At 41.9% G+C, this 23,075-nt stretch carries 24 protein-coding genes; 3 read left to right on the top strand and 21 right to left on the bottom strand.

Translation table 11 applies throughout. The features are described from left to right. Positions 1 to 219: 219 nt before the first annotated feature. Positions 220 to 1,122 carry a LysR family transcriptional regulator gene (locus tag AC1MBV_RS10840; RefSeq protein WP_255749561.1) on the bottom strand — a complete coding sequence of 301 codons (903 nt, stop codon included), beginning with the start codon at positions 1,120 to 1,122 and terminating at the stop codon, positions 220 to 222. Between the two features lie 131 nt (positions 1,123 to 1,253). Here AC1MBV_RS10840 and AC1MBV_RS10845 point away from each other — a divergent pair, with 131 nt between their 5' ends. The 3 genes from AC1MBV_RS10845 (at position 1,254) to yidC (ending at position 3,475) form a co-directional block, all read left to right on the top strand. Further along, positions 1,254 to 1,637, top strand: a complete 384-nt coding sequence (locus AC1MBV_RS10845) for a CidA/LrgA family protein (RefSeq protein ID WP_255749562.1) — start codon at positions 1,254 to 1,256, stop codon at positions 1,635 to 1,637. Beyond that, complete coding sequence (locus AC1MBV_RS10850) at positions 1,634 to 2,314, top strand: LrgB family protein (protein WP_255749563.1); 681 nt, start codon at positions 1,634 to 1,636, stop codon at positions 2,312 to 2,314. The genes AC1MBV_RS10845 and AC1MBV_RS10850 overlap by 4 nt, the downstream gene beginning before the upstream one ends. Before the next feature lie 465 nt (positions 2,315 to 2,779). Continuing rightward, positions 2,780 to 3,475, top strand: coding sequence for a membrane protein insertase YidC (yidC, locus tag AC1MBV_RS10855; RefSeq protein ID WP_255749564.1), 696 nt, complete (start codon positions 2,780 to 2,782; stop codon positions 3,473 to 3,475). A 56-nt stretch (positions 3,476 to 3,531) separates the two neighbouring features. On the opposite strand, the gene AC1MBV_RS10860 is transcribed toward yidC, so the two are convergent. The 20 genes from AC1MBV_RS10860 to spoIIIAE all read right to left on the bottom strand — a co-directional run bounded on the left by AC1MBV_RS10860 (position 3,532) and on the right by spoIIIAE (position 23,075). Continuing rightward, positions 3,532 to 3,801 (bottom strand): phosphocarrier protein HPr, encoded by a 270-nt coding sequence (locus AC1MBV_RS10860; protein WP_255749565.1) that lies wholly within the window; start codon positions 3,799 to 3,801, stop codon positions 3,532 to 3,534. A 206-nt stretch (positions 3,802 to 4,007) separates the two neighbouring features. Continuing rightward, positions 4,008 to 4,877 carry a GRP family sugar transporter gene (locus AC1MBV_RS10865; RefSeq protein ID WP_370646181.1) on the bottom strand — a complete coding sequence of 290 codons (870 nt, stop codon included), beginning with the start codon at positions 4,875 to 4,877 and terminating at the stop codon, positions 4,008 to 4,010. 396 nt (positions 4,878 to 5,273) lie between these two features. Continuing rightward, the gene (gene spo0A / locus AC1MBV_RS10870; RefSeq protein WP_255749567.1) at positions 5,274 to 6,089 is read right to left on the bottom strand and encodes a sporulation transcription factor Spo0A; all 816 of its coding nucleotides are present in this window, start codon (positions 6,087 to 6,089) and stop codon (positions 5,274 to 5,276) included. A 185-nt stretch (positions 6,090 to 6,274) separates the two neighbouring features. Beyond that, positions 6,275 to 7,549 (bottom strand): SpoIVB peptidase, encoded by a 1,275-nt coding sequence (spoIVB, locus tag AC1MBV_RS10875; protein WP_255749568.1) that lies wholly within the window; start codon positions 7,547 to 7,549, stop codon positions 6,275 to 6,277. A 129-nt stretch (positions 7,550 to 7,678) separates the two neighbouring features. After that, positions 7,679 to 9,379: a DNA repair protein RecN gene (recN, locus tag AC1MBV_RS10880; protein ID WP_255749569.1), complete on the bottom strand. Its 1,701-nt coding sequence runs from the start codon at positions 9,377 to 9,379 to the stop codon at positions 7,679 to 7,681. A gap of 134 nt (positions 9,380 to 9,513) precedes the next feature. After that, complete coding sequence (locus tag AC1MBV_RS10885; protein WP_255749570.1) at positions 9,514 to 10,344, bottom strand: TlyA family RNA methyltransferase; 831 nt, start codon at positions 10,342 to 10,344, stop codon at positions 9,514 to 9,516. Continuing rightward, a complete protein-coding gene (dxs, locus tag AC1MBV_RS10890; RefSeq protein ID WP_480948286.1) occupies positions 10,341 to 12,257 on the bottom strand; it encodes a 1-deoxy-D-xylulose-5-phosphate synthase in 1,917 nt (638 codons plus the stop codon). The genes AC1MBV_RS10885 and dxs overlap by 4 nt, the downstream gene beginning before the upstream one ends. Positions 12,258 to 12,262: 5 nt before the next feature. Continuing rightward, on the bottom strand, positions 12,263 to 12,889 hold the full coding sequence (locus AC1MBV_RS10895; RefSeq protein ID WP_255749572.1) for a hypothetical protein: 627 nt from the start codon (positions 12,887 to 12,889) through the stop codon (positions 12,263 to 12,265). A 725-nt stretch (positions 12,890 to 13,614) separates the two neighbouring features. Then, entirely contained in the window at positions 13,615 to 14,499 is an 885-nt protein-coding gene (locus AC1MBV_RS10900; RefSeq protein WP_255749573.1) for a polyprenyl synthetase family protein, read from the bottom strand. Continuing rightward, positions 14,496 to 14,738 (bottom strand): exodeoxyribonuclease VII small subunit, encoded by a 243-nt coding sequence (gene xseB, locus AC1MBV_RS10905; protein WP_480948287.1) that lies wholly within the window; start codon positions 14,736 to 14,738, stop codon positions 14,496 to 14,498. The genes AC1MBV_RS10900 and xseB overlap by 4 nt, the downstream gene beginning before the upstream one ends. A gap of 4 nt (positions 14,739 to 14,742) precedes the next feature. Further along, positions 14,743 to 16,098 carry an exodeoxyribonuclease VII large subunit gene (gene xseA, locus AC1MBV_RS10910; protein ID WP_255749575.1) on the bottom strand — a complete coding sequence of 452 codons (1,356 nt, stop codon included), beginning with the start codon at positions 16,096 to 16,098 and terminating at the stop codon, positions 14,743 to 14,745. Continuing rightward, the gene (gene folD, locus AC1MBV_RS10915; RefSeq protein WP_480948288.1) at positions 16,098 to 16,964 is read right to left on the bottom strand and encodes a bifunctional methylenetetrahydrofolate dehydrogenase/methenyltetrahydrofolate cyclohydrolase FolD; all 867 of its coding nucleotides are present in this window, start codon (positions 16,962 to 16,964) and stop codon (positions 16,098 to 16,100) included. Before folD ends, xseA begins: the two co-directional genes overlap by 1 nt. Before the next feature lie 20 nt (positions 16,965 to 16,984). Next, the gene (nusB, locus tag AC1MBV_RS10920; RefSeq protein WP_255749577.1) at positions 16,985 to 17,389 is read right to left on the bottom strand and encodes a transcription antitermination factor NusB; all 405 of its coding nucleotides are present in this window, start codon (positions 17,387 to 17,389) and stop codon (positions 16,985 to 16,987) included. A 127-nt stretch (positions 17,390 to 17,516) separates the two neighbouring features. Beyond that, on the bottom strand, positions 17,517 to 17,924 hold the full coding sequence (locus AC1MBV_RS10925) for an Asp23/Gls24 family envelope stress response protein (RefSeq protein ID WP_255749578.1): 408 nt from the start codon (positions 17,922 to 17,924) through the stop codon (positions 17,517 to 17,519). A 19-nt stretch (positions 17,925 to 17,943) separates the two neighbouring features. Beyond that, entirely contained in the window at positions 17,944 to 19,296 is a 1,353-nt protein-coding gene (accC, locus tag AC1MBV_RS10930) for an acetyl-CoA carboxylase biotin carboxylase subunit (protein WP_255749579.1), read from the bottom strand. A 14-nt stretch (positions 19,297 to 19,310) separates the two neighbouring features. Beyond that, positions 19,311 to 19,796: an acetyl-CoA carboxylase biotin carboxyl carrier protein gene (gene accB / locus AC1MBV_RS10935; RefSeq protein WP_255749580.1), complete on the bottom strand. Its 486-nt coding sequence runs from the start codon at positions 19,794 to 19,796 to the stop codon at positions 19,311 to 19,313. A 265-nt stretch (positions 19,797 to 20,061) separates the two neighbouring features. Continuing rightward, complete coding sequence (locus AC1MBV_RS10940; protein WP_255749581.1) at positions 20,062 to 20,595, bottom strand: SpoIIIAH-like family protein; 534 nt, start codon at positions 20,593 to 20,595, stop codon at positions 20,062 to 20,064. A gap of 13 nt (positions 20,596 to 20,608) precedes the next feature. Next, positions 20,609 to 21,271 carry a stage III sporulation protein AG gene (gene spoIIIAG / locus AC1MBV_RS10945; protein WP_480948289.1) on the bottom strand — a complete coding sequence of 221 codons (663 nt, stop codon included), beginning with the start codon at positions 21,269 to 21,271 and terminating at the stop codon, positions 20,609 to 20,611. Then, positions 21,268 to 21,909, bottom strand: coding sequence for a stage III sporulation protein AF (spoIIIAF, locus tag AC1MBV_RS10950; RefSeq protein ID WP_480948290.1), 642 nt, complete (start codon positions 21,907 to 21,909; stop codon positions 21,268 to 21,270). The genes spoIIIAG and spoIIIAF overlap by 4 nt, the downstream gene beginning before the upstream one ends. A gap of 11 nt (positions 21,910 to 21,920) precedes the next feature. Beyond that, the gene (gene spoIIIAE, locus AC1MBV_RS10955) at positions 21,921 to 23,075 is read right to left on the bottom strand and encodes a stage III sporulation protein AE (RefSeq protein WP_370646186.1); all 1,155 of its coding nucleotides are present in this window, start codon (positions 23,073 to 23,075) and stop codon (positions 21,921 to 21,923) included.

The following is a 23,075-nucleotide window of genomic DNA, read 5'->3' on the forward strand; positions in this document are numbered from 1 at the left end:
TAGCCATCTGCTTTTAAGAGACAACTTGAACAGTCTAACATATCGACTGTTTCTTGTCAACACACAATTTCGATGGCTTATAAATAATTATATTGTTTGTCCTATCAAAAGTCAACAAAAAAGCATAACATCGATGGGAACAACTTTTACAATATACCATCGTTGAATCAAACTGTCAACGATTAATTTCAACGTTTTATTCTGAGCACAATCCTTCATTCAATTAATACAATCTAAGGCGGCTCGCGTTTCTGATACCCATGTTCGTGCCGCATAAGATAAATAGTGGTTTTTCTTCCATATCATTGACAGTCGCCAATTAAGCTCAGAATCTTCTATCGGAAGTGTAACGATTGACGCTGTTTCCTGTTCTAATTTTTTAATAATACGCTCTGGCAAAAATGCAATGCCGAATCCTTCAGAAACCATCTTCACAATAAACTCCCACTGTGAACTTTCGAATACAATTTTTGGTTGATAACCAGCTTTATTACAACAATTGATAATCATTCCACGCAAAGCAAAATCTTCTGGAAATAAAATAAAATGTTCATCACGAAGGTCTTCCAGGGCCACTTGGGACCTATTAGCCAGCGGATTCGATGCATTCACGACAAGACGCAAACAGTCATCAAAAAAAACAAATGAGTTAAAAAATTCTTCATTAACAGTTCCAACTGTGACCCCCACTTCTAACAATCCCTCAGTTACACAATCAGCAACCCTTTTAGCACCATATTCTGCAATATGAAGGCTGATCCCAGGAAAATCCTTGCGAAATTGACTGAGAATCGAGGGAAAAAAATGAATTCCGATCATCGGTGGAAGCCCGACTGTCAGTTTTCCTCTTTTAGCATGAGTCAAATCGCTTAATTCGTCAGACAAATGAGCAAAGGATTGAACAATTTGCTGCGCTTGTTCAAAAACAATCTTTCCTGCATCAGTTAATTCAATTTCTTTTCCGGTGCGATCAAGCAACACCATACCAAGTTCATCCTCTATATCTCTTACCATTTTACTAATCGTCGGCTGTGTTACATAAAGGTGATGTGCTGCCTTTGTGAAACTTTTTCTTACAGCTACTTCTAAAAAGTAGTGAAGATGTTTAATATCCGTGGTCACCGCCTCCAAGCTATAGGTGAAAGGAATACAAGTATTCTCGAAATCTATTGTACCTGTAAATTTAACTTTTGTATAATACACTGTGACATAGATCACATTCGTTTGTTCATAAATAAGGAAGTGTCTGTAATTTGTTAAAGCTTTTTCGCGTGGCTCTCCAGGTTTGCTATCTATATTTATTTGCTTTGCTTGGTAACATTTTGGTCAGGTGGTTGCATTTGCCGGTATCCGGCAGTATTATTGGGCTTTTTATCGTTCTTGCCCTACTACACTTCAAAATTTTGAAGTTGTCTGCAATAGAACTCGGAGCTGGTTTTTTAATGTCTGAAATGCTCCTTTTTTTTGTTCCTTCTGCAGTCGCAATTATTCAGTACAAAGATGAAATTCTTCAGCATGGTTCACAGTTTCTGTTTGTGATTTTGTTAAGCACAATTACAGTCATGATTGTCACAGGTCTAGTCGCCCAATTTTCTATTCGCAGGCTGGCAAATAAAAAGGGAGAGATTGAAAAATGATTGCATTCATTTGCATCCTGCTCACGGTTCTTGTTTATCTCTTATCAAAACAATTGTACAAAAAAATCAGATTTGCACTCCTTTCACCATTGCTTATTGCCCCATGCATCCTTTCATCCATGTTGGTTGGGTTTCATATAGATTATTCAGATTATGACAGCGGTGGACGTTGGTTAAGCAATATGCTTCAGCCTGCTGTAGTTGGTTTTGCCATACCGCTCTATAAATTCCGCAAGGTCATGAAAAAATATGCGAAGATCATTGCAATCAGCATGAGCTCAGGTGTTACAATTGCAATACTGAGTTCTGGTGTATTTAGTCATCTCGTAAAATTAAATGACAACTATTTACTTAGTCTGCTGCCTCGTTCGATAACTACGCCGATCGCAATGGCAGTGTCCGTTGATATTGGCGGGATGCCGACGATGACAGCTATCTTTGTCATCGTTACCGGAATTACGGGTTTGATTCTGGGCCCAATGATCATCCGATCTTTGCATATCAGAGAAAAATTGGCAAAGGGATTGCTCTTAGGCATGGGAGCCCATGGTGCCGGCACCTCAAAAGCGCTTGAATTTGGCAGTGAAGAAGGCGCAGCCGCAAGCCTTGCTATGGTGCTTGCAGCAATATTCACTCTTGTATTCGCACCAATCCTAACTCCGTTGATTCTTTTATAAAAAATCCTTATTATTAACATGATCAATGCCCTCCGTCACTTTGTCGGAGGGCATTTTATGCCTATACTTAAGGTTCTACGCGCCAGTCATTCATGGTATGATGTTTTATAGAATCTTTAGAGAGGCAGGTGACCGCTACGCTGGATTTTTGTGCCTATTTATTAAATGATCCAGTGTTCCCCACGCTTCTGATCGCCTTGGAACTCTCATTTTACATCATTCAACACTCATTCCGGACCGAACGCACTCAGTTCAATAAGTACATGCAGAAAGGCGTGCCTTCCGGCGCATGTATGCCAATTGCATTGGTTTTCAGTTCTTTGAATGCGGAAATGAGACATGTTATGTTCTGTCTCGTTCGAACGGTCAGACGCAGAGATTCCAAACAATCAGATTCGAAGGACCACTGTTCCCTCCTAGCATTCAGTTAATTGCTTCTTAAAAATGCTGGGGGGAACCGAATCTATGAATATGCTCATTGAACCTTTTACATTGATGATCCAAAGTACCGCATCTTTTTTTGGAAATAGTTATGGTGTGGCCATTATCGTTCTGACACTCTTGATCCGTTTACTGTTGGCTCCATTAATGATACGGCAATACGTCCGGCAATTTGACGTTAAGCAGAAAATGGACAAGTTGAAACCCGAATTAAACGACATTCAAAAAAGAATGTCAGAAACCAAAGACGCTGCAGAAAAACAAAAAATTCAAATGGAAATGATGGGACTCTATAAAAAGCATAATGTTAACCCGTTTTCAGCGGTCGGATGTCTGCCGATTATTGTGCAGATGCCGATATTGATGGGATTTTATTATGCCATCAGAAGTTCACATGAGATTGCAACGCATCATTTTCTCTGGTTTAGTTTGGGACACACAGATTTAGTACTTACGATTATCGCCGGTGTTGTTTATTTCTTGCAGTTTAAAATCAGTCAAAAAATGATGCCAAACGTTGGCGGTGCTGAGCAGCAATCTTCACTTCAGTGGATTGGATTAATGTCTCCGATCATGATCATATTTGCATCTTTGTCGACATCAGCTGCACTGCCGCTTTATTGGGTTGTAGGCGGGCTCTTTTTAATTGTACAAACCTATTTCTCACACATGTTGCTCCAAAGAATTAAGAAACAAACACCCGCCGTTTCAAAGGCGTAAAAAAAGAAGCGAATTTGAGGAAATCCTCAAATCCGCTTCTTTTTATCTGGTGAGCATTATTTTTCTTTACCAATGCCCTGAGCTGAAATAACATTGCCGATTGCAGCAGATGCTTCGTCAGCGTCTGAGCCGTCCGTAACAATTTTGAATTCTGCACCTTGCATAATGCCAAGAGCCATAACACCCATAATACTCTTCAGGTTGGCTTTCTTGCCATTATATTCGATGTTGATATTCGATTCAAACTTGCTTGCTTCACTTACAAGCACGGTTGCCGGACGTGCGTGAATACCCGTTTCATCAGTGACTACATACGTTTTTTCCATTTTTCTACTCGCTCCATTCATTTGCTTAATATTTGAATTGAACAGGATCCAATAATATATTGACCTGCAATATCTTTAAAGAACCGTTTTCATCTCTTCAGATGACAAGATTCTTCAAAAAGCTTAGTTATATTTTATCATTCATTTCCACTCATGTCATGGCCTAACAGCTAAAAAATTGAAATCAATTTAACTCTCCAAGTGATTTAATTTTTTGTCATTCCTAAAAGAACGCCGCCAAAAATGATCATAGCACATCCTATAAGTAGAAGTACCATCTGATTTCTTGACTTTTTTTCACCGAGAATAAAGATCCCGCCTAATGTAGAAAGCACCGTTCCAATTTGTGACATTGAAAAACTGATGGCGACCCCTTCTAGCTTTGTGGCAATAAGAAGGGCAAGATTGCCTCCGGCCCACATCAATCCTGAAATAATATTAAATGCGGTGTGCCGATTGTGAAGCATTTTCACTTTTTTGCCTGACAGAATGACCGCCCCGATAATCATACCAATTGATTGAGGAAGTATTGCCGACCATCCATCAATCTGAAACGAGCGGAGAATGACGAGATAAGATATATACCCAAGGGTAGATATAACTAGAAACACAAGTCCTTTAAACATTGAATTAATGTACTGCCCTTTGGACCGCCGCTCTCTCGATGTGAGCAAAACACCAATAACAATCAGCATTAATGCAGATATACCTATTATCATTCGAAAAGCGCTATCCCATTCATGGAAAATAAAAATTCCACATAATGCTGCTCCCGCAAGCTGCATTCCAGTAGAAAGTGGCATCGTTTTCGAGACACCGAGAATTTTCATTGCCGCAAACTGATAAAATTGTCCAACAGCCCAAAAAAGTCCTGATAACAGACTCACCGTAATGACCGTAGCATTGAGCTGCGGCGGCATAAAGAAAAAAAGAGCAATTGAAAAAAATAATGCACCGATCGTCATTCCAAACACCTGATGATGCGGTGTTCCTCCCACTTTTGCGCTGACAAGCGGAAGCGTTCCCCAAAGGAGTGCCGGAATAAGCGAAATCATGAGACCTGTCAAATCTTCCACACCTTCCAAAGCTTCACAATGATCAAATGAAAGCAAACGTGTGCCTATTGATCATGTTTGTTTTCAACAGTTGACTTCTATGTACGTCACAAAATGAAAACGGTTAGCAATTTTTTTGACAAAGTAAACTATACCATAAAAATTAATTTCTTGTCTCATTTTCTTTTCAAACAATTTAAGAGTCATTAATTAGCCACACGATTCAGCAAATTAAAATGGTTGCATTTGAATAAAACATTATAATTATCCTCCTTAAGAAATGTCCACGGACTCATACCACACTTTTATTTACATTCACCATCATTAGTTTAAAAACAAAATAAAGCACTCCACTTGTAAATTAAACAAATGAAGTGCTTTACATTGACTTTTAGAATTCTAAAATAATCCTTTACTTCACAAAATCCGCATGGATTCTTCGGCACGGTTTTCGATCCTCAATTTATCGGCGACCATGGCGATGAACTCGCTGTTTGTCGGTTTTGCTTTAGACATAGATACTGTGTAGCCGAACAGCTTTGAAATGGATTCAACATTTCCCCTGCTCCAAGCAACTTCAATTGCATGACGAATCGCTCTTTCAACGCGACTTGGCGTTGTTTTATATTTTTTGGCAATATCAGGATAGAGGACTTTCGTAATTGAGCCCAGAAGCTCGATATCATGGTAAACCATCGAAATGGCTTCGCGAAGATACATATAACCCTTTATATGCGCAGGTACTCCGATTTCGTGAATAATGTCGGTAATGCTGGCATTAAGATCGTGTTTTTTATCTGATGCAGAGGGGCGTTGGAGCGTGCTCGTTTGCGGCGAAAAAACTGGATTGAGTGCTTTTTTCCCGGCAACTTGACGAATATGATTGGCTAGATTCTCCATATCAAATGGCTTAAGGATAAAATAAGATACACCTAAATCTACAGCCTTCTTCGTGACATCTTCTTGACCAAACGCCGTGAGCATAATTATACCTGGTTTCGAAAGTTCAGAATCCGAATGAATACGTTCTAGAACTCCAATTCCGTCAAGATGCGGCATGATAATATCTAATAAAAGGACGTCGGGTGAAATGGTTTTCAGCATTTCAAGACAATCCTGACCATTGCTCGCAGTGCCAATAACTTCAATGTCATCTTGAGTTTTTAAGTATTCAGTAATCAACATAATTAATTCTTGGTTATCGTCAGTTAAGCAAACTTTAATCTTTTGCAACACAAAATCCCCCTTGTCGAATTTCTATATGTATCCTTTTCGACAAGAGGGAAGAGTTTCCTTTTTATTCTTTTTCACTTCAATCTATTTTTTTCTTGCATTTTCTTTCTGAAAGCAGGCTATGCTACTCATTTCGCACTTTTTCAACAAATAATGACAAGCGATTGTCGAATACTTTTTTATGATTAGCTTGCCATCTCTTTACGTATTACTTGATGACCATGATTCACATTTGTTTCGTCAATCATCCATTCGATATGCACACCATAACCGCTTGTCGGATCATTGACAAAAACATGTGTGACAGCGCCGACTAATTTTCCATTTTGAATGATCGGACTCCCGCTCATTCCTTGAATAATACCGCCGGTTGCTTTAAGCAATCTCGGATCGGTAATTTTTATGACTAAACCTTTTGTAGCCGGATGCTTTTGCGGGATTGAATTCAGAATTCGAATGTCAAAAGCTTCGACCTTATTACCGTTAAGGACTGTAAGAATTTTTGCCGGTCCTTCCTTGACTTGTTCTGCCTTTGCAATCGGAAGCGCTGCGTTCATCATTTCCGAACGCATCATGTAATTTTTCTCCATTTTTCCGAAAATGCCAAATGGAGTATTTTTGGAAACGGATCCGATGCTGACCGCATTTTCCGGAAAGAAAGCAATCTTTTCTCCAGGTTTTCCTTCTCTGCCCCGATCAATAGCCTGGACAATCGAGCGGACAATTCGTCCGTCTTTAACCATAATCGGCTGCCCTGTATCCCGATCAGAGATCACGTGTCCAAGCGCGCCATATGAACCGGTATTCGGGTCGTAAAAGGTCATCGTGCCGATTCCTGAGGCGGAGTCTCGAATGAAAAGCCCCATTTGACAGTGACGATTTTGTGCATCCATGATCGGTATCAAATGCTTCTTCACCATCGTTCGTTGGCGAATTAAAGTGACTTGAAGCTGATCCCCGCTTTTAGCAGCCCTCATCAGCCGACGCACATCTGTGATGGACTGCATTGATTTACCATTTATTTTTGTAATGACATCACCGACTCGAATGCCTGCTGATTCTCCAGGAGACTCCTCACCGCCTGTTGTTGTAACAAGATGATAACCGACAACAAGCACTCCCTTGGTGCTGAGCTGTACGCCTATAGACTGCCCGCCTGGTATCAACCGTATGTCTTTATCAGATACATTGGCGGGCAATGCCGTATGGTTCGATACGGCAATCGCATTTCTCATTTCCTTAGATCTACGAATAGCACGAACTTTTTTCTTTTTGACCAGCATCGTGATCGGCGATCCACTTGTCAGTTGAGTATCCGACTGAAAGTGCTCAGAATTTATTGATCCTGCACTCTGCCATGCATGGAAAACAAATTGCTCTGTTTTGACACCTGAACTAATGATTAAACAACTGAGCAGAATAATCGCGATCACAATGCCCATTTTTTTCCTATTTGTCATAACTCACTCTCCTCGCTCCGAACCCGCACCTTGTTTTGTGCATTTATTAAAGTTGCCTGAGCAAAGAAGAATTATGAGCTATCCGACAAAACGATTAATTCCAGTAAAGGATGAGTATCCCAACCTTTTTTATTGCTTGACCTTATCCGCCATCCGAATCAATTCTTGGGCATGTTGGCGAGAAAGGTCAGTCATCTCCGGTCCTGAAATCATCCTGCTGATTTCACGAACCTTATCCGTGTCACTCAGCTTTTTCACATGAGTACCGGTCCGATGATCTTTGGTCATATATTTTTCAATCAGAACATGACGATCTGCCATCGCCGCCACCTGCGGCAAATGAGTGATACAGAAAACTTGTGCATTCTGGGCCAAGCTGCTGATCTTTTCAGCCATTGCTTGTGCAGCCTTTCCGCTGACGCCTGTATCGACTTCATCAAATATTATGGTAACCGAGCCGATAATTTTCTTGAATACGGTTTTAAGTGCCAGCATAATTCGGGATAATTCACCGCCAGAAGCAATTTTTGCCAACGGCTTGAACGGTTCTCCCGGATTGGTTGTTATATAAAAAGAAACCTGATCAATTCCGTTCACATCAAATCCTGCAAAAGACTCAAGACTGTTGTTCATCTTAATATGGATTTCAATTAATGCGTGCTCCATGCACAAGTCTTTAAATTCGCGGTTAACAGCCTGAGCAAGTCTTCCGCTCGTTTTTTTTCTTGCTGTCGATAATTGCACTGCCTTTTCTCTAAGCGAGCTTAGAGCGGCTTTCAACTCTTCATTCAGCGCATCAAAATTTTGATCTCGTGAATTTAGTTCGTTAAGTTCTTTTTTTATTTGTTCAAAATAACTCAAAATCTCTTCAACGGTGTTGCCATACTTTCTTTTTAAAAAATGAATTTCATTCAATCGCGTCTCGATCTCATCCAGACGTTTCGGATTGTATTCCATTTGTTCTAAATATGATCGGATCGTTGAGGTCTGTTCTTCCAAAAGATAATAGCAATTGGATACCGATTCGGAAAAATGAGCAAGCTCCGGATCCAAGTCCCGAATTGAATCCAAACTGCCCGAAGCAAGTCGAAGCATATCCAATCCGGCATTTTCTCCGCCTAACGCCTGATAGCTTACTTCTAATGCGTGGAACACCTTTTCGAAATTCATTAATTTTCTTTTTTCTTCAAGAATTCGTTCTTCTTCACCGGATTTTAACTCTGCCGATTGGATTTCGCCGATTTGATATTGAAGCAGATCGATTCTCTGAGCAATTTCTTTCTCGTCACGATTGTATTTACTGCACTCTTCCGCAAGTTTTGCAACATGTTTATAGTCATCAGAATAAGCATGCTTAAGTTTAGAGATTACTGCGCCACCATATTGATCAACAAAGCTAATATGATTGGAGACATCCAAAAGCCGCTGATGCTCATGCTGACCATGAATATCAACGAGTCGTTCCCCAAATTGCTGAAGAATGGATAAGGTGACCAGCTTGCCATTTATTCGGCAGACGCTTTTTCCCGTTCGAGAAATTTCTCTTCTTATAATGAGCTGCCCGTCTGTCTGATCCATTCCTAATTGATCAAGCAAGTGTGAAACAGCTTCCTGACCCTCTATATCAAACAACGCCTCAAGTTCTGCTTTTTGCGTACCATGCCGCACATATTCTGCTGACCCGCGTCCGCCTGCAAGTAATGCAATGGCGTCAATAATAATCGACTTTCCGGCACCTGTTTCTCCGGTAAACACTGTCAATCCATTATCGAACGACACATTAAGTTTGTCTATAATTGCAAAATTTATGATTTGAAGTTCTGCTAACATCAAGGATTCACCCCTCTGATTCGAACACTCGTTCTCACATCTATTGTCTCTTGTTCAACTCAAACCGTCAATATATTAGCGTAAAATTTTGGAGATCATATAAAAAAGATAACAAAGCATACCCATTATCAGGTTTATGCCTTATTATCTTTGTGGTTAAAATTCTGGTGAGCCAAGCGGACAACTTCCTCGGGCGATTCCTGCAGCAAATTGACAGCTTGCCCTTTATTCGAGCGGAGATGGGCCAAAAATTCTATATTTCCATCTCCTCCTGTAATTGGCGAATAACTGAGGTCAAGCAGTGAAAAGCCGCAATCGAGTGCGAATTGAAGGATCTCATTCACAACCGATAAATGCACTTTCGGATCATGGACAATCCCTTTTTTTCCAACCTCATCTCTCCCCGCCTCAAATTGCGGTTTGATCAGTGCAACGACTTCTCCATTTTGCTTCAAAATATCGACTAATGGAGGCAGAATTTTTTTCAACGAGATAAATGATACATCAATCGATGCGAATTCCGGAAGACCTTCTTGAAAATTTTCAGGAGTGCAATAACGAAAATTTGTTTTTTCCATAACAATAACACGCGGATCACTGCGTAATTTCCAAGCTAATTGATTATATCCGACATCAAGTGCATAGACTTTTTTTGCACCATTTTGGAGTGCACAGTCTGTGAAACCGCCTGTTGATGCCCCGATGTCGAGCATTAGAACTCCATTGAGATCCAAATCAAACACCTTAAGCGCTTTTTCAAGTTTCAGTCCGCCGCGCCCAACATATGGAAGCGGATTACCTTTAATGTTTAACTCAAGTGTACTGTCAACTTTGCTGCCCGGTTTATCAATTCGCAAATCGCCGTGATAAACCATGCCTGCCATAACTGCTCGTTGTGCCTTCTCCCGCGATTCAAACAATCCTTTTTTAACAAGAAGGACGTCGATCCGTTCCCGATCTTTCATGAAGTAATGACCTTCCTAATTCTATTTGTTCTCGTCTGATCCTTTATTATTTGTTTCACTCGAATGCTGATCTGCTCACTGGTTAACCCTAGTTCGTGTAATAATTCGTTAACGCTGCCATGCTCAACAAAACAATCATCAATGCCCATTCGTTCAATGACTAAATCGTAAAAGCCTTGATCATGGAAATATTCCAATATGCTTGAACCGAATCCTCCGGCAAGTATGCCTTCCTCAACAGTTAAAATCGGTCCGCCATTCTCAGCAAGCTCAGACAGCATCTGAGTGTCAAGCGGCTTTATAAACCGCGCATTTACAACTTGTACTTGAATACCATCCGCCTCAAGCTGCTTAGCTGCAGTTAATGCCGTCTGCAGCATCGGTCCGAACGCCAGCACTGTTGCGTCGCACCCGTTGCGCATTATTTCCCAAGTACCGATTGGAATCTCATGTAAAGGTTCGTTCATCGCGACCCCAATACCGTTTCCTCGTGGGTAACGAAGAGCAATTGGCCCTTGATTATAGTTCATTGCCGTGTAAACCATGTTTCTCAGTTCATTCTCATCCTTGCCCATCATAATGGTTAAATTAGGCAAGCTGCGCAAAAAGCCGATATCAAAAATACCTTGATGCGTTTCTCCATCAGCGCCGACCAAGCCGGCACGATCCACAGCAATCACAACATTCAAGTCTTGCCTGCAAATATCATGTAAAATCTGATCATAGGCACGTTGCATAAATGTTGAGTAGATAGCTAATACAGGTTTCATTTTCTGTGTTGCTAAGCCGGCAGCAAAAGTTGCCGCATGCTGCTCGGCGATGCCTACATCAAACAACCGATCAGGGAATTCTTTACCAAAGCCCTCAAGTTTCGAGCCGACAACCATAGCGGGAGAAATAACAACAATTCGTTCATCTGCACGGGCAAGCTCCTGCAAGGTGTCATTGACGACCTTGCTGTACGCCGGAGCTTCCGCAATCGGTTTGATAAATGCTCCCGATTCTATTTTATATGGGCCGGTCCCATGCCATGTGCCGATTTCGTCTAATTCTGCAGGCTTGTAGCCTTTGCCCTTTTGGGTCAAAACATGAATAATGACCGGACCTTTTTTCTTTCTTGCATAGTTGAAACTATCCATGAGTGCATTCAAATTATGTCCGTCAACCGGACCGAGATAAGTAATCCCCAATTCTTCAAAGAACACTCCGGATACGAGCAAATATTTCAGCCGATCTTTTAAACGCTCAGCAACAGAAGCAATCTTGCCGCCAAACGCGGGAATCTTCTTCATAAGATACTCAAGATCTTCTTTCGCCTTATTATATTTATTCGCCGAGCGAATCCGATTCAGCATGTTATGAAGTGCACCGACATTAGGTGCTATCGACATCTCATTATCGTTCAGAATAATGATCATATTCCTGTTCTGATGTCCAATATCGTTCAGCGCCTCAAGCGCCATCCCGCCTGTTAATGCACCGTCGCCAATAACTGCAACGACTTCAAAGTTTTCGTGTTTCAGGTCGCGCGCAACCGCCATGCCAAGTGCAGCAGAAAGAGATGTCGAACTATGTCCTGCTTCCCAAACATCATGCTCACTCTCACTGCGTTTTGGAAATCCGCACAGACCTTTATATTGTCTTAGCGAGTCAAAACGGTCTCCTCTTCCTGTTAAGATCTTATGCACATAGGATTGGTGGCCGACGTCCCAAACTAATTTATCTTTTGGACTGTTAAATACTTTATGAAGTGCAAGCGTTAACTCAACCACGCCAAGATTCGGCGCAAGATGTCCTCCGGTTTTTGACAGCTTTTTGATAAGAAAAGAGCGAATATCGCCGGCGAGATCGTTCATCTGATTGACGGACATTTTTTTAAGAAGTTTTGGATTCTTAATTTTTGAAACATCCATGAATGTCACACATCCTTTTTTGCCGATTTTCTCTTCTTGCTCTTTTTTTTCTTCGTATCAAGAATCATAAGTATCGGAATATGCAGATGATCTTCAGCAAAATACATGACATATCCGACTTTATAAATGATTTTCGTTGAATTTTTAATTGCAAATCCCTTGCCCAGTGCCTTCACAAAAACAGTCAGAGCTGCGACACAACTTGTCACGATCACGGATATGACATATTCAACAACCCCGCTTTTATTGTAAACGAGCAGCGCCATCATTTCTACTACAACGACTGACGCAGCTGTACCGCTGATTATTGCACTTGCATCGCCAATAACATCGGTGCAAAATGTATTAACACGGTCAGCATTTTTTGTCAGCCAAACCGAATATTTTGCACCTTTCATCCCCTTTGATGCTATTGCATGAAAAGGTGCTTCGCTGGAAGCTGTAGAAGCAACACCGATTATATCAAAAAAGAGAGCAATAAGAATAATGACAAGAACGACAATAGTTCCACTAATTACGTTGGCATTACTGAGTACCGCAGTTGATACAATTGAAAAAATAGCCGCTAGCACAAACGTGATAACAGCTAAAGGCACCGCCCATTTTAATGCTTTTTTAAGCTCGTTTTTCATGAGTATTCCATCCTCATTCAATCGATCGCAGAACGGACGTTTCACATCCTTAAAAAATATCTTATTTCTATTTGGTCTGAATTATGTAGCGAGGTCATTTGAAAAGTAAACATTGCGGCTTAGGTCCAGTAGGTTTTCCCGCCGAGTTACCTGTTGTTGCCAAGCAGGCAGTTTCCTATTAAAACTCGGCCGATGTCGTCGCCGCGCACCGAACTGGAACGCCACTCAGACCGCACTATAATCCTTTTCAAATGCTGCAGATTTGCAGACAGTCTAGGAGATTTCCTCAAGCACTCTTGAAACTTTACTCTAGCCTCTTTTGCAGAATTGATTTCAGGAAGGCGCCCCTTCTCGTACCGGCCAAGTAGTTCAAAGTTATGCGCCGACCATCCCCTCTTTCCCACTCAAGGCAGGCTACGCTGTTCGCTTTACGAAACAGGTTTTCCACATAGTCATTGCCATTTCAAGCAAACAACGTACGTGTCTCCACGGGCGCAGGGTCTTCGCCCACATGCCGTTGCGGATCGCCCTACGCCCTTTACTCCCAGCACGAGCCCAAAGCTGGGCGCCTTAAGCCGGTACCAGGAACTTCATCGATGTGCCCTTTGACGGATTTTTAGCCCCGTCTTCAAGTAAAGTAGAGTGACTAGAATACTGCACCATCAATTTATTACGCTTAAGTTTATCATAAATTCGACATTGGCTCAAACATTGTCGTATTGATGTCAATAGGTACGATGAAGCAAATAGCTTGCAAGATCGGAAAGCAAACCATTCTTGAGCTCTATTTCTCTTAATTCAGCAAGTGAAGCATTTACTTCATGCTCGAGCTTTTCCTTAGCACCATTCATACCGAGAAGGCTGACATATGTGTTTTTATGGTTGGCGACATCACTGCCAATCGGCTTCCCAAGCGCTTTTTCATCACCAATAATATCAAGAATGTCATCGCCGATCTGAAAGGCGAGTCCAAGGTGTTCCGAATAGCGGATGAGTGCCTGTTTTTCCGATTCGTTAACTTTTGCAATCACAGCTGCGGCTTCTACCGGAAAACGTATGAGTTGTCCTGTTTTTCTTCTGTGAATGGACATGAGTTCATTTAGATTAAGCTTTTTATCCTCTGCTTCGAGATCGTCTTCCTGACCGCCAACCATTCCTTCAGGTCCGGCAGCCTTTGCAAGCAGATAAACAAGCATATTTTTTGTCTTTTCATCAATAATTTGATCGTTTGCGATCAATTGAAAGGCTGCGGTTAATAAACCGTCACCGGCTAAAATGGCTGTCCCTTCACCAAAAGCGCAATGATTTGTCGGCTTCCCGCGCCGCAGATCATCATCATCCATTGCCGGGAGATCATCATGAATTAATGAATAGGTATGTATCATTTCCAAACCAAGTGCAGTACTTAAGCCAGTCTCTTCTGCTTTTCCCAATGAATGCAAGGTAGCAAAGAGCAATATTGGACGAATTCTTTTTCCCCCTGCTCCTAATGAATAGAGCATCGATTGTTCCAATTTCGGAGTAATGACCGCATTTTGAAAAAGCATGGGAAGCTGTGCTTCAAACCATGCCTTTTTATCCGCCATATAAGTCTTCAGCAACTTAGTCATTGTTCGTCATCTCCCTGGACCGAGAATGGTTTTGTTTCGCCATTCGGTCCTATGAGCTGATCCATCTTTTTTTCGACCGTTTCAAGCTTATCATGACACAGCTTTGAAAGTGCCATACCTTCTTGAAAAAGCCCGATCGCCTTTTCAAGAGGCACATCATTTTCTTCCAATTGCTTCACAATTTGTTCCAGTTGGTCCATTGCTTCCTCAAATACAGGTTCTTTTTGATTGTTATTCATTGAATCACACATGTTCATCCGCCTCCTCAATACCCCAAACCTGGCAGTCTATTTTTCCATCGTGCAGCTTAAGATTAAACATATCGCCAGGTGCAACCTCACGCACCGACTTGATTAATTGCTCTTTTTCATTAAAGGCAAGTCCATAACCTCGGCTCATGATCTTAAGCGGGCTTAAACCATTCAGGTGAGTAACGAGCTTATCAAAACGAGCTTCCCGCTCTTTACAAAAGATCTTAAGAGCCCGTATTAATTGCTGTTGCTGATCAGCTAAGGAACGTTTTGCTCTCGTGACTAGCTGCTGCGGTCCGCTCTGACCTAATAAGCGGTCAATCATCGCAATCCGTTCGCGTTTTCGAAGAAGCTGCGCATTTGCCGCATTATTCAACCGTTCAACCAGTCTGTCGCACTCTTGCTCCTTTTGCAGAATAAGCTGTCCCGGATAGCGAAATGCGTATGACTGCTGCATACGATGCAGACGCAGCTTTTCTTCACGAAGCTTGCCGGTTATCGCCTGCACTAATCGTGTAGACGATTGATCGATTCTCCGCTCCAAATCAACGCGATTCGGAACCGCAAATTCACCTGCTGCCGTAGGTGTAGGTGCACGTTTATCAGCGACAAAGTCGGCAATGGTAAAATCCGTTTCATGCCCGACTGCAGAAATGATCGGAATCCGCGATTTGAAAATTGCTTCGGCAACGATCTCCTCATTGAATGCCCACAGATCTTCAATTGATCCGCCGCCGCGGCCGACAATCAGTACATCAAGATCAAGCATTTGATTTGCCTGATTAATAGCCGACGCTATTGAAGGAGCAGCTTCTGCGCCTTGAACGAGTACAGGAAATACGGTAATCCTTGCTGCGGGAAACCTTCGCTTAATCGTTGTGAATAAATCACGAATAGCAGCTCCGGTCGTTGAGGTAATAATGCCCACTTCATATGGAACTTCAGGGATGAGCTTCTTTAATGAAGGATCGAACATCCCATTCTCCTGAAGCTTTTTTTTCAACGCCTCATAGGCAAGATAAAGCTTGCCCAATCCATCTTGCTCCATATCGCGAATATAAATTTGATATTCCCCATAAGGTTCGTAAAGAGCAACAGAACCTTGAATGAGAACCTTCATGCCGTCTTGCGGTTCAAAGGTTAGTTGACGCGCATTACCTGCAAACATGACTGCGCGTATTCTTGAATTCTTGTCTTTAATTGTTAAATAAAGATGACCCCGAGAGTGTCGTTTAAAATTTGATATCTCACCGCGCAACCAAATATTTTGCAGATTTCCATCGGTCTCCATTAATTGTTTTATATATCGAGTCAGCTTGGTAACGCTAATATATCGATCATTTTCCATTATTGCTTACCCGCCTTTTCATGTTGACGCATTGCAGCAATTAATGTATTTTCGAGGAGCATCACTCGGGTCATCGGTCCGACACCGCCGGGAACCGGTGTGATGTAATCTGCTTTTTCCTTTACTTCTTCGAATGCTACGTCACCGACAAGCCTTCCGGAAGCGCTGCGATTCATACCGACATCAATAACAATTGCACCCGGCTTAATATCATTGGCGTGAATAAGTGCTTCGCTTCCCGCTGCGGCAACCAAGATGTCTGCCTGCTTCGTATACTTTGAAAGAGGCTTTGTCTTTGAATGACAAACCGTAACCGTTGCATCAAGATTTAGGAAAAGAAGAGCGGCAGGCTTCCCGACTATATTGCTTCGACCGACAATAACGACATGTTTCCCGGATATCGGCACATCAATTGCTTTTAGCATTTCAATAATTCCAGCTGGTGTACACGAAACAAAGCCTTCCTGTTTCGTCACCAGTCTGCCGACATTGATCGGATGAAAACCGTCAACATCTTTTTCAGGACTGATCGCTTGAATGACTTTTTGCTCGGAAATATGATCAGGAAGCGGCAATTGGACTAAAAGTCCATGTATCTTGTCATTCGCATTAAGTATTTCTATCTGCTCAAGCACTTGCTTTTCCGATACCGTTACGTCAAATTGAATTAATTCAGAATAAATGCCAACCTCTTTGCAGTCGCGAATTTTGCCTTTAACATAGGAAATGGATGCAGGGTCTTCTCCCACAAGAATAACAGCTAGTCCGGGGACATATCCTTGTTGTTTCATCGACTCAATTTGAGATTTCATCGCTTGTCTTTTTTTAGTAGCGATCAATTTCCCATCAATTCGTTGTGCACCCATCAGTCAACCATCCTTTTGCATTATAGACTTTTCGTTTCAATTTCCTTGGAAATACCTGATAAAACGCCGTTCACGAACTTTCTTGTTTGTTCATCGCTATAAATTTTGCATAACTCAATCGCTTCATTTACGGAGACGGTGATCGGTATATCATCAAAATAGAGAATTTCGCATACCGCAATTCGTAAAATTGTTTTATCGATATTCCCTATGCGATCCAGTGACCAGTTTTGCAAATGTTTGCTGATCAGTTGGTCTATATCCTCTTCATTTTTCAAGGTTTGATCCAATAAACGATCGACAAATGAATCAATTGGTTTTCCGCTGTCATTGACAGCTTCGAGCGCCATCGCTCGATCCGTCTTACTGAGCGTCATCTGGAATAAGGCCTGGAGCGCCATTTTACGTGCTTCTCTTCGGTTCATTACTGACTTCCTTTCAATTTCATACTCTCATTAATATTAACTTAACAAAACATATTATGTTGTCGCTGATTCCATTCGTTCACAAGACATGTAAAGAAGCAAAGGGAAAGCTTCTACCCTTTGCTTCTTAATCAATCTCGGAACCGGTCTTTTCTTTGTGGTCAAAACGGACACCCACAACATGAATGTTAATTTCGTGAACATCAAGCGCAGTCATCCGTTTCAGCGTCTGTACGATGTTGTCCTGTACCTTCTCAGCAACATCAGGAATGGAGACACCGTAGTTCATCGTCAATTGAACATCAATAGTTATGCCGTCATCGGTCAAGTCGACTTTAACGCCTTTTCGATAATTGCGTCCGCTCAGTTTCTCGACCATTCCTGAAGCAAAATTACCATGTAAATCACTGACACCGACTATTTCAACAGCGGCAAGACTTGCAATGACCTCAATGACCTCAGGAGAAATCTCGATTCTGCCTAGATCCTCTTGTTGTTCCTCAACTTCTATTGTGCGATTTTCGTTTTCGGGCATGAATGTCACACCTCCATAATTAGCTTTGTTCGTTAAGCGGGTACTTTTTCAAAAATTTAGTATTGAAGGCTCCACTTTCAAAAACCGGATGCTGCAACAATTGCAGATGGAAGGGAATCGTTGTTTTAATTCCTTCAATCACATATTCTCCAAGTGCACGTCGCATAATTGCGATTGCATCCTCTCTTGTCTTTCCATACGCAATGACCTTCGATACCATTGAATCATAATATGGCGGAATAAAATAGCCTTGATATACTGCTGAGTCCACGCGCACTCCGGGTCCTCCGGGAGCAAGGTAGGTTTCCACGCGTCCGCAAGACGGCATGAAATTCTTTTCAGAGTCTTCAGCGTTGATACGGCATTCAATTGCGTGACCATTCAGGTGAATATCATCTTGTTTTACCGATAAGGGTTCACCTGAAGCAATCCGAATTTGTTCCTTCACAAGATCCAAACCAGTTACCGCTTCCGTGACGCCATGCTCCACCTGTATTCTCGTATTCATTTCCATGAAGTAAAAAGAGCCGTTTGGTTCATAAATAAATTCAATCGTACCGGCACTACGGTAGTGAACGGCACGAGCAGCACGAACAGCAGCCATTCCCATCTCCTGACGTTTTGCTTCATTAAGTGCGGGTGACGGTGATTCCTCCAGCAATTTTTGCAGACGCCTTTGGATGGTACAATCACGTTCGCCCAAATGGATTACATTCCCCTGGGTGTCAGCAAGTACCTGGATTTCCACATGACGAAAATCCTCAATATATTTTTCAATATAAACTCCTGAGTTGCCGAAGGAAGTGTCCGCTTCTTGCTGTGTAATGGTAATGCCATGCCGTAATTCTTTTTCATTCTGGGCGACACGGATACCTTTTCCACCGCCGCCGGCTGTTGCTTTAATCAGGACCGGATAACCAATATCATTGGCGATCTTCACTCCGTCCTCAACGCTGCTGATAACCCCATTTGAACCTGGAACAACAGGTACCCCGGCATTTTTCATGGTTTGTTTGGCAATATCCTTGATGCCCATTTTACTGATTGCTTCAGAGGAAGGGCCAATGAACAAAAGGTTGCACTCCTCGCACATCTCAGCAAAGTCAGCATTTTCGGAAAGAAAGCCATAGCCGGGATGAACAGCGTCGCAGCCTGTCAGCATCGCAACACTGATCATGTTCGTATAGCTCAGATAACTGTCCTTAGGCGCATTCGGTCCGATGCAATAGGCTTCGTCAGCCAACTGGACATGAAGTGCCTCCTTATCGGCTTGCGAATAAATTGCGACCGTTTCTACGTTTAATTCTTTACATGCGCGGATAATTCTAACCGCGATCTCTCCTCTATTGGCAACTAAAACTTTTTTTATCATGAATAATAAACTCCTTAATCTTCCTTGACCAGAAATAATGGCTGACCGTATTCAACAAGTTGTCCGTCCTCCGCAAGAACGTCAACAATTGTTCCGCTGCATTCCGCTTCAATCTCATTGAAGAGTTTCATTGCTTCAACAATGCAGACGACTGTTTTCTTGTCTACTTTTGAACCCTTTTTAACAAAAGCGCCTGAATCCGGAGATGAAGAAGAGTAAAAGGTTCCGACCATCGGAGCCGTAATTTTATGCAGTGATGAATCATCCGTTGTCTCATCTGCTGTTGTATTTTCTGCTGGCGCACTCGCAGCAGCTTCCGGCTGAACTGCAGCAGGCTGTATATTTGCGATCTGTGGCACAGCTTGAAGGACTGCCTTTCCTGCGAATGCTTCGGCCTTTTTCAAGGTGATCTTTGCATCCTCTGCTTCAAATTTCAACTCGCTGATTGAAGATGAATCCATCTCCTTTATTAATGCTTTAATGTCTTCAATACTTAACAAATCCAGCACTCCTTTGTCCCGTACCTTTGTTCTCAATTATAGCATATCATCCATATCATTCCTGTTTCAATGACTGAACTCAAGGTAATTTGTTTGGGAAATGTATTTTTATTTTACTCATTTTCCGGAAATGATAGCCATTAAGTCCTACGAAGAACTTGTATAAAATGTTCCGGATCGCACAAAAAAACTGTCGCAGGAAATTGCAACAGTTTCTATTCTACCTAATTTTGTTCAAAAAATCTTCAATAATTTTATTTTCTTTTTACTTCTCATTAAGGGCATAGGTGACACTCACTACTCTGCCTGTGCCTAGATATTCATTAGCTAGTTGAATAAGCTGATTTGCTTGTTTATCTGTTAATTTTTTTGAATCCACAAAAATTTGCACTTGGCTTCCACTCGTTTTTACCACACTGTTTTTAAATCCTTTTGATTGAACAACATCTTCAAGCATCGTTTCATTATCTGCCAATGTTTTCAGATTCGCCATGGCGTCGTATGCCGAGCTCACTTCTTTTGCTGAGCTGTTTTTAGATGCAATCACATTTTCGTACTTTTTTTCTAATTGTGCACGTTCATCATTTTTACTCAATTCTATATCTGCCAATTTTGTCGCTGCAGCAGTAGCGGTTACTGTTTTTCCTGTTTTCACATCGGCTGTGGCAGGCTTGGCCTTTTCGGCGGCAGATTGCGCATCTTGACCAGAGTTGTTCCCTGGTGCGGACAACGCGTACACCGATAATACAACGATTAAACTTAGCATAGTCAGTAGCCAAACAGTTTGTTTCTTGATCATGTTTACTGCCCCCTCATTCATTTTTCTCCAACACTTTTACCTTGTAAGAAGGAATGTCCAATACAGTTGCAACTGCATCCATAATTTGCACCTTGACAGTAGGTTGCTGCGCACCTTGAGCAACAACGATGACGCCGCGGACAGTCGGTTGTTCTTTACCAATAACTACAGGAATTTTACTGCCATTTTGATCAATCATAACCACCTCCGTATCCTCATCCCGCTGACTGACCACACGTTTTCCACCTTTTTGATCCGTCTCACTCGTTTGATTGTCCTGTGTCTTGATATTGTTTTGATAGATTTTTTTTTCTGTTGAAGAGAAGTTCACCATGACGGACACATTTGATACGCCGCGAATCTGTTCTAATATATTTTTTAGATTTTGATTCACATAGGTTTCATATTTTTCAATTGATGTCATAGAACCTTGCTGGCTGCTTGTCTTAATGTTCGAAAGCGTCTTTGATTCCTTCGTGCTGAACGCCTGTTTGACTTCATGTTTTTGACTTGTCTGACTTCCTGAGAAATAGTGATTAGCCGCTAAAAGTGCCATGCCGACCAGTGCGAGCATGGTCAATTTTATAAAAGCTCCTTTTGTATTTTTAACAGGCTTCCCGTCTGTATCCTTTCCACCAAGGAACAAACGGGCTATACGCTCAATCCATCTTTTCAAGGGCTTTTCTTCCCTCCTTCACGATTTACTTTGATGAGGCTCTGACTGAGTTCCCATCGTTTGGCAAGGAAGGAGCGGACGCTTTTCACCTCATTGGATTCATGTACCTTGTTTTTTTCAGATTCGTTTTTTCCTAAGTCGATGGATACATTTTTAACGGGTTGAATGGTCCGAATTCCGGATTCTTGACTACGATGGTTTTGTTCCGATTTCCCGATGGTGACTGTAACCTTACCCAATGACAGTTCTTGTCCAACAACTTTTTGGCCAGATAATGCAATATCTGTGATCTGCAATCCGTATTTCTCATTCAACTCCTCCTTTACTTGATTTTTCATACGGACAGCCACTTGTTCTTGAATATATGCGGCTTGTGCCTTTTGTATTTCATTTTTTTGACGAGCTGTCTCACTTTTTATCGATGAATCATTTTGCTCTGATTTAAGACCTTGGAGAAGGCTGCTCGGATCCACTTGAAATAAACGAATGACCGGATCCATAAGTGCAACAATGAGTACAAGTCCAATGACAAATTTGATATATTTTTGAAAGACTCCCGACGGAACAAGTAATTCGAGAATTACAGCGAAAAGGACAATCAAAACTATTTCCGATACCCAGTTAATGAGATAACTCACAATTGCGCCTCCTATCGCACCATCAGCGAGAGATTTCCTGAAGCAACAATGATCGTAATCGCAAGAAAGAACATGAGGGAGACAACAGCGAGCGATGCAAATAAGTAAAAGACGCTTTTCGCCATGATAACCAAACAGTCAATAACGGGACCGCCGCCGAGCGGCTGCAGAACTGCTGCTGCTAAATTATAAATAAAGGCAAGCGACAATATTTTTAAAAGTGGAAAAATGGTAATACAAATTAGGATCAACAATCCTGCAATACCGATTGTATTCTTGAGCAGTACTGATGCGCCCATCACTGTGTCGGCAGCTTCTGTAAACATCCTGCCGACAACCGGAATAAAATTTCCCGTGAAAAATTTGGCGGATTTCACCATTAATCCATCAGATATGGAGGTTGCCGCACCTTGAACCGATATAACGCCTAGAAATATGGCAAAAAAGCCTGCCAAAGTAAAGAGCGCCACATTTTTGAACAATTCACTCAACCTTGTGAGCTTATAGTGATCCGACAAAGTGCTCACAATCGCGAGCAGCGCAGACATAACAAGCAGCGGGAGGACAAACGATGAAATCAGCCAACCGGACGCATTCACAAGAAAAATGATGAGCGGGTGAAAAAAAGCGACCGATGCAAGCCCGCCGGTTGCGGCGGTTAAGGCAAAGATGAGCGGAATGAGTGCGACCAGAAATTGACTCATCGCGTTCACTGTGTCAGTCGTATAACCTATAGCAAGTCGGAAACTGTTAAGAAGCAAGATTATCAGAACCAATGTAACAACAAGATAGGCAACCTTTGAGACCGCTTTATGTTCAAACGCTGATTGAATGGTTTGCAACAATGTGGAGAAAACGGTAAGCAGAATTAATGTACCAAGCAATTTACTGCTTACCACAAGCTCATGCAGAAAATAGTCCACAATGCCATCAATGAGCTTCTTAAAAAAACTTTGCTTGTTTGAATGCACAAAGTCTTTAAAATTAGGCTCCGTTTCTGGCAAGAACCCCCCATAATCGGTTACAACCTTATCCCAGTATTCTTCGATCTGACTTGTATCAATTTTATCCATCTGCTGATCTGACCATTTATTAATAACTTGATTGGGTTGGTCGGCATATGCAGGCTTGTCCGCACAAAGCACGAGAAAAAAGGCAGTCACCAT

It is taken from the genome of Sporolactobacillus sp. PKPK-6 (assembly GCF_056678885.1).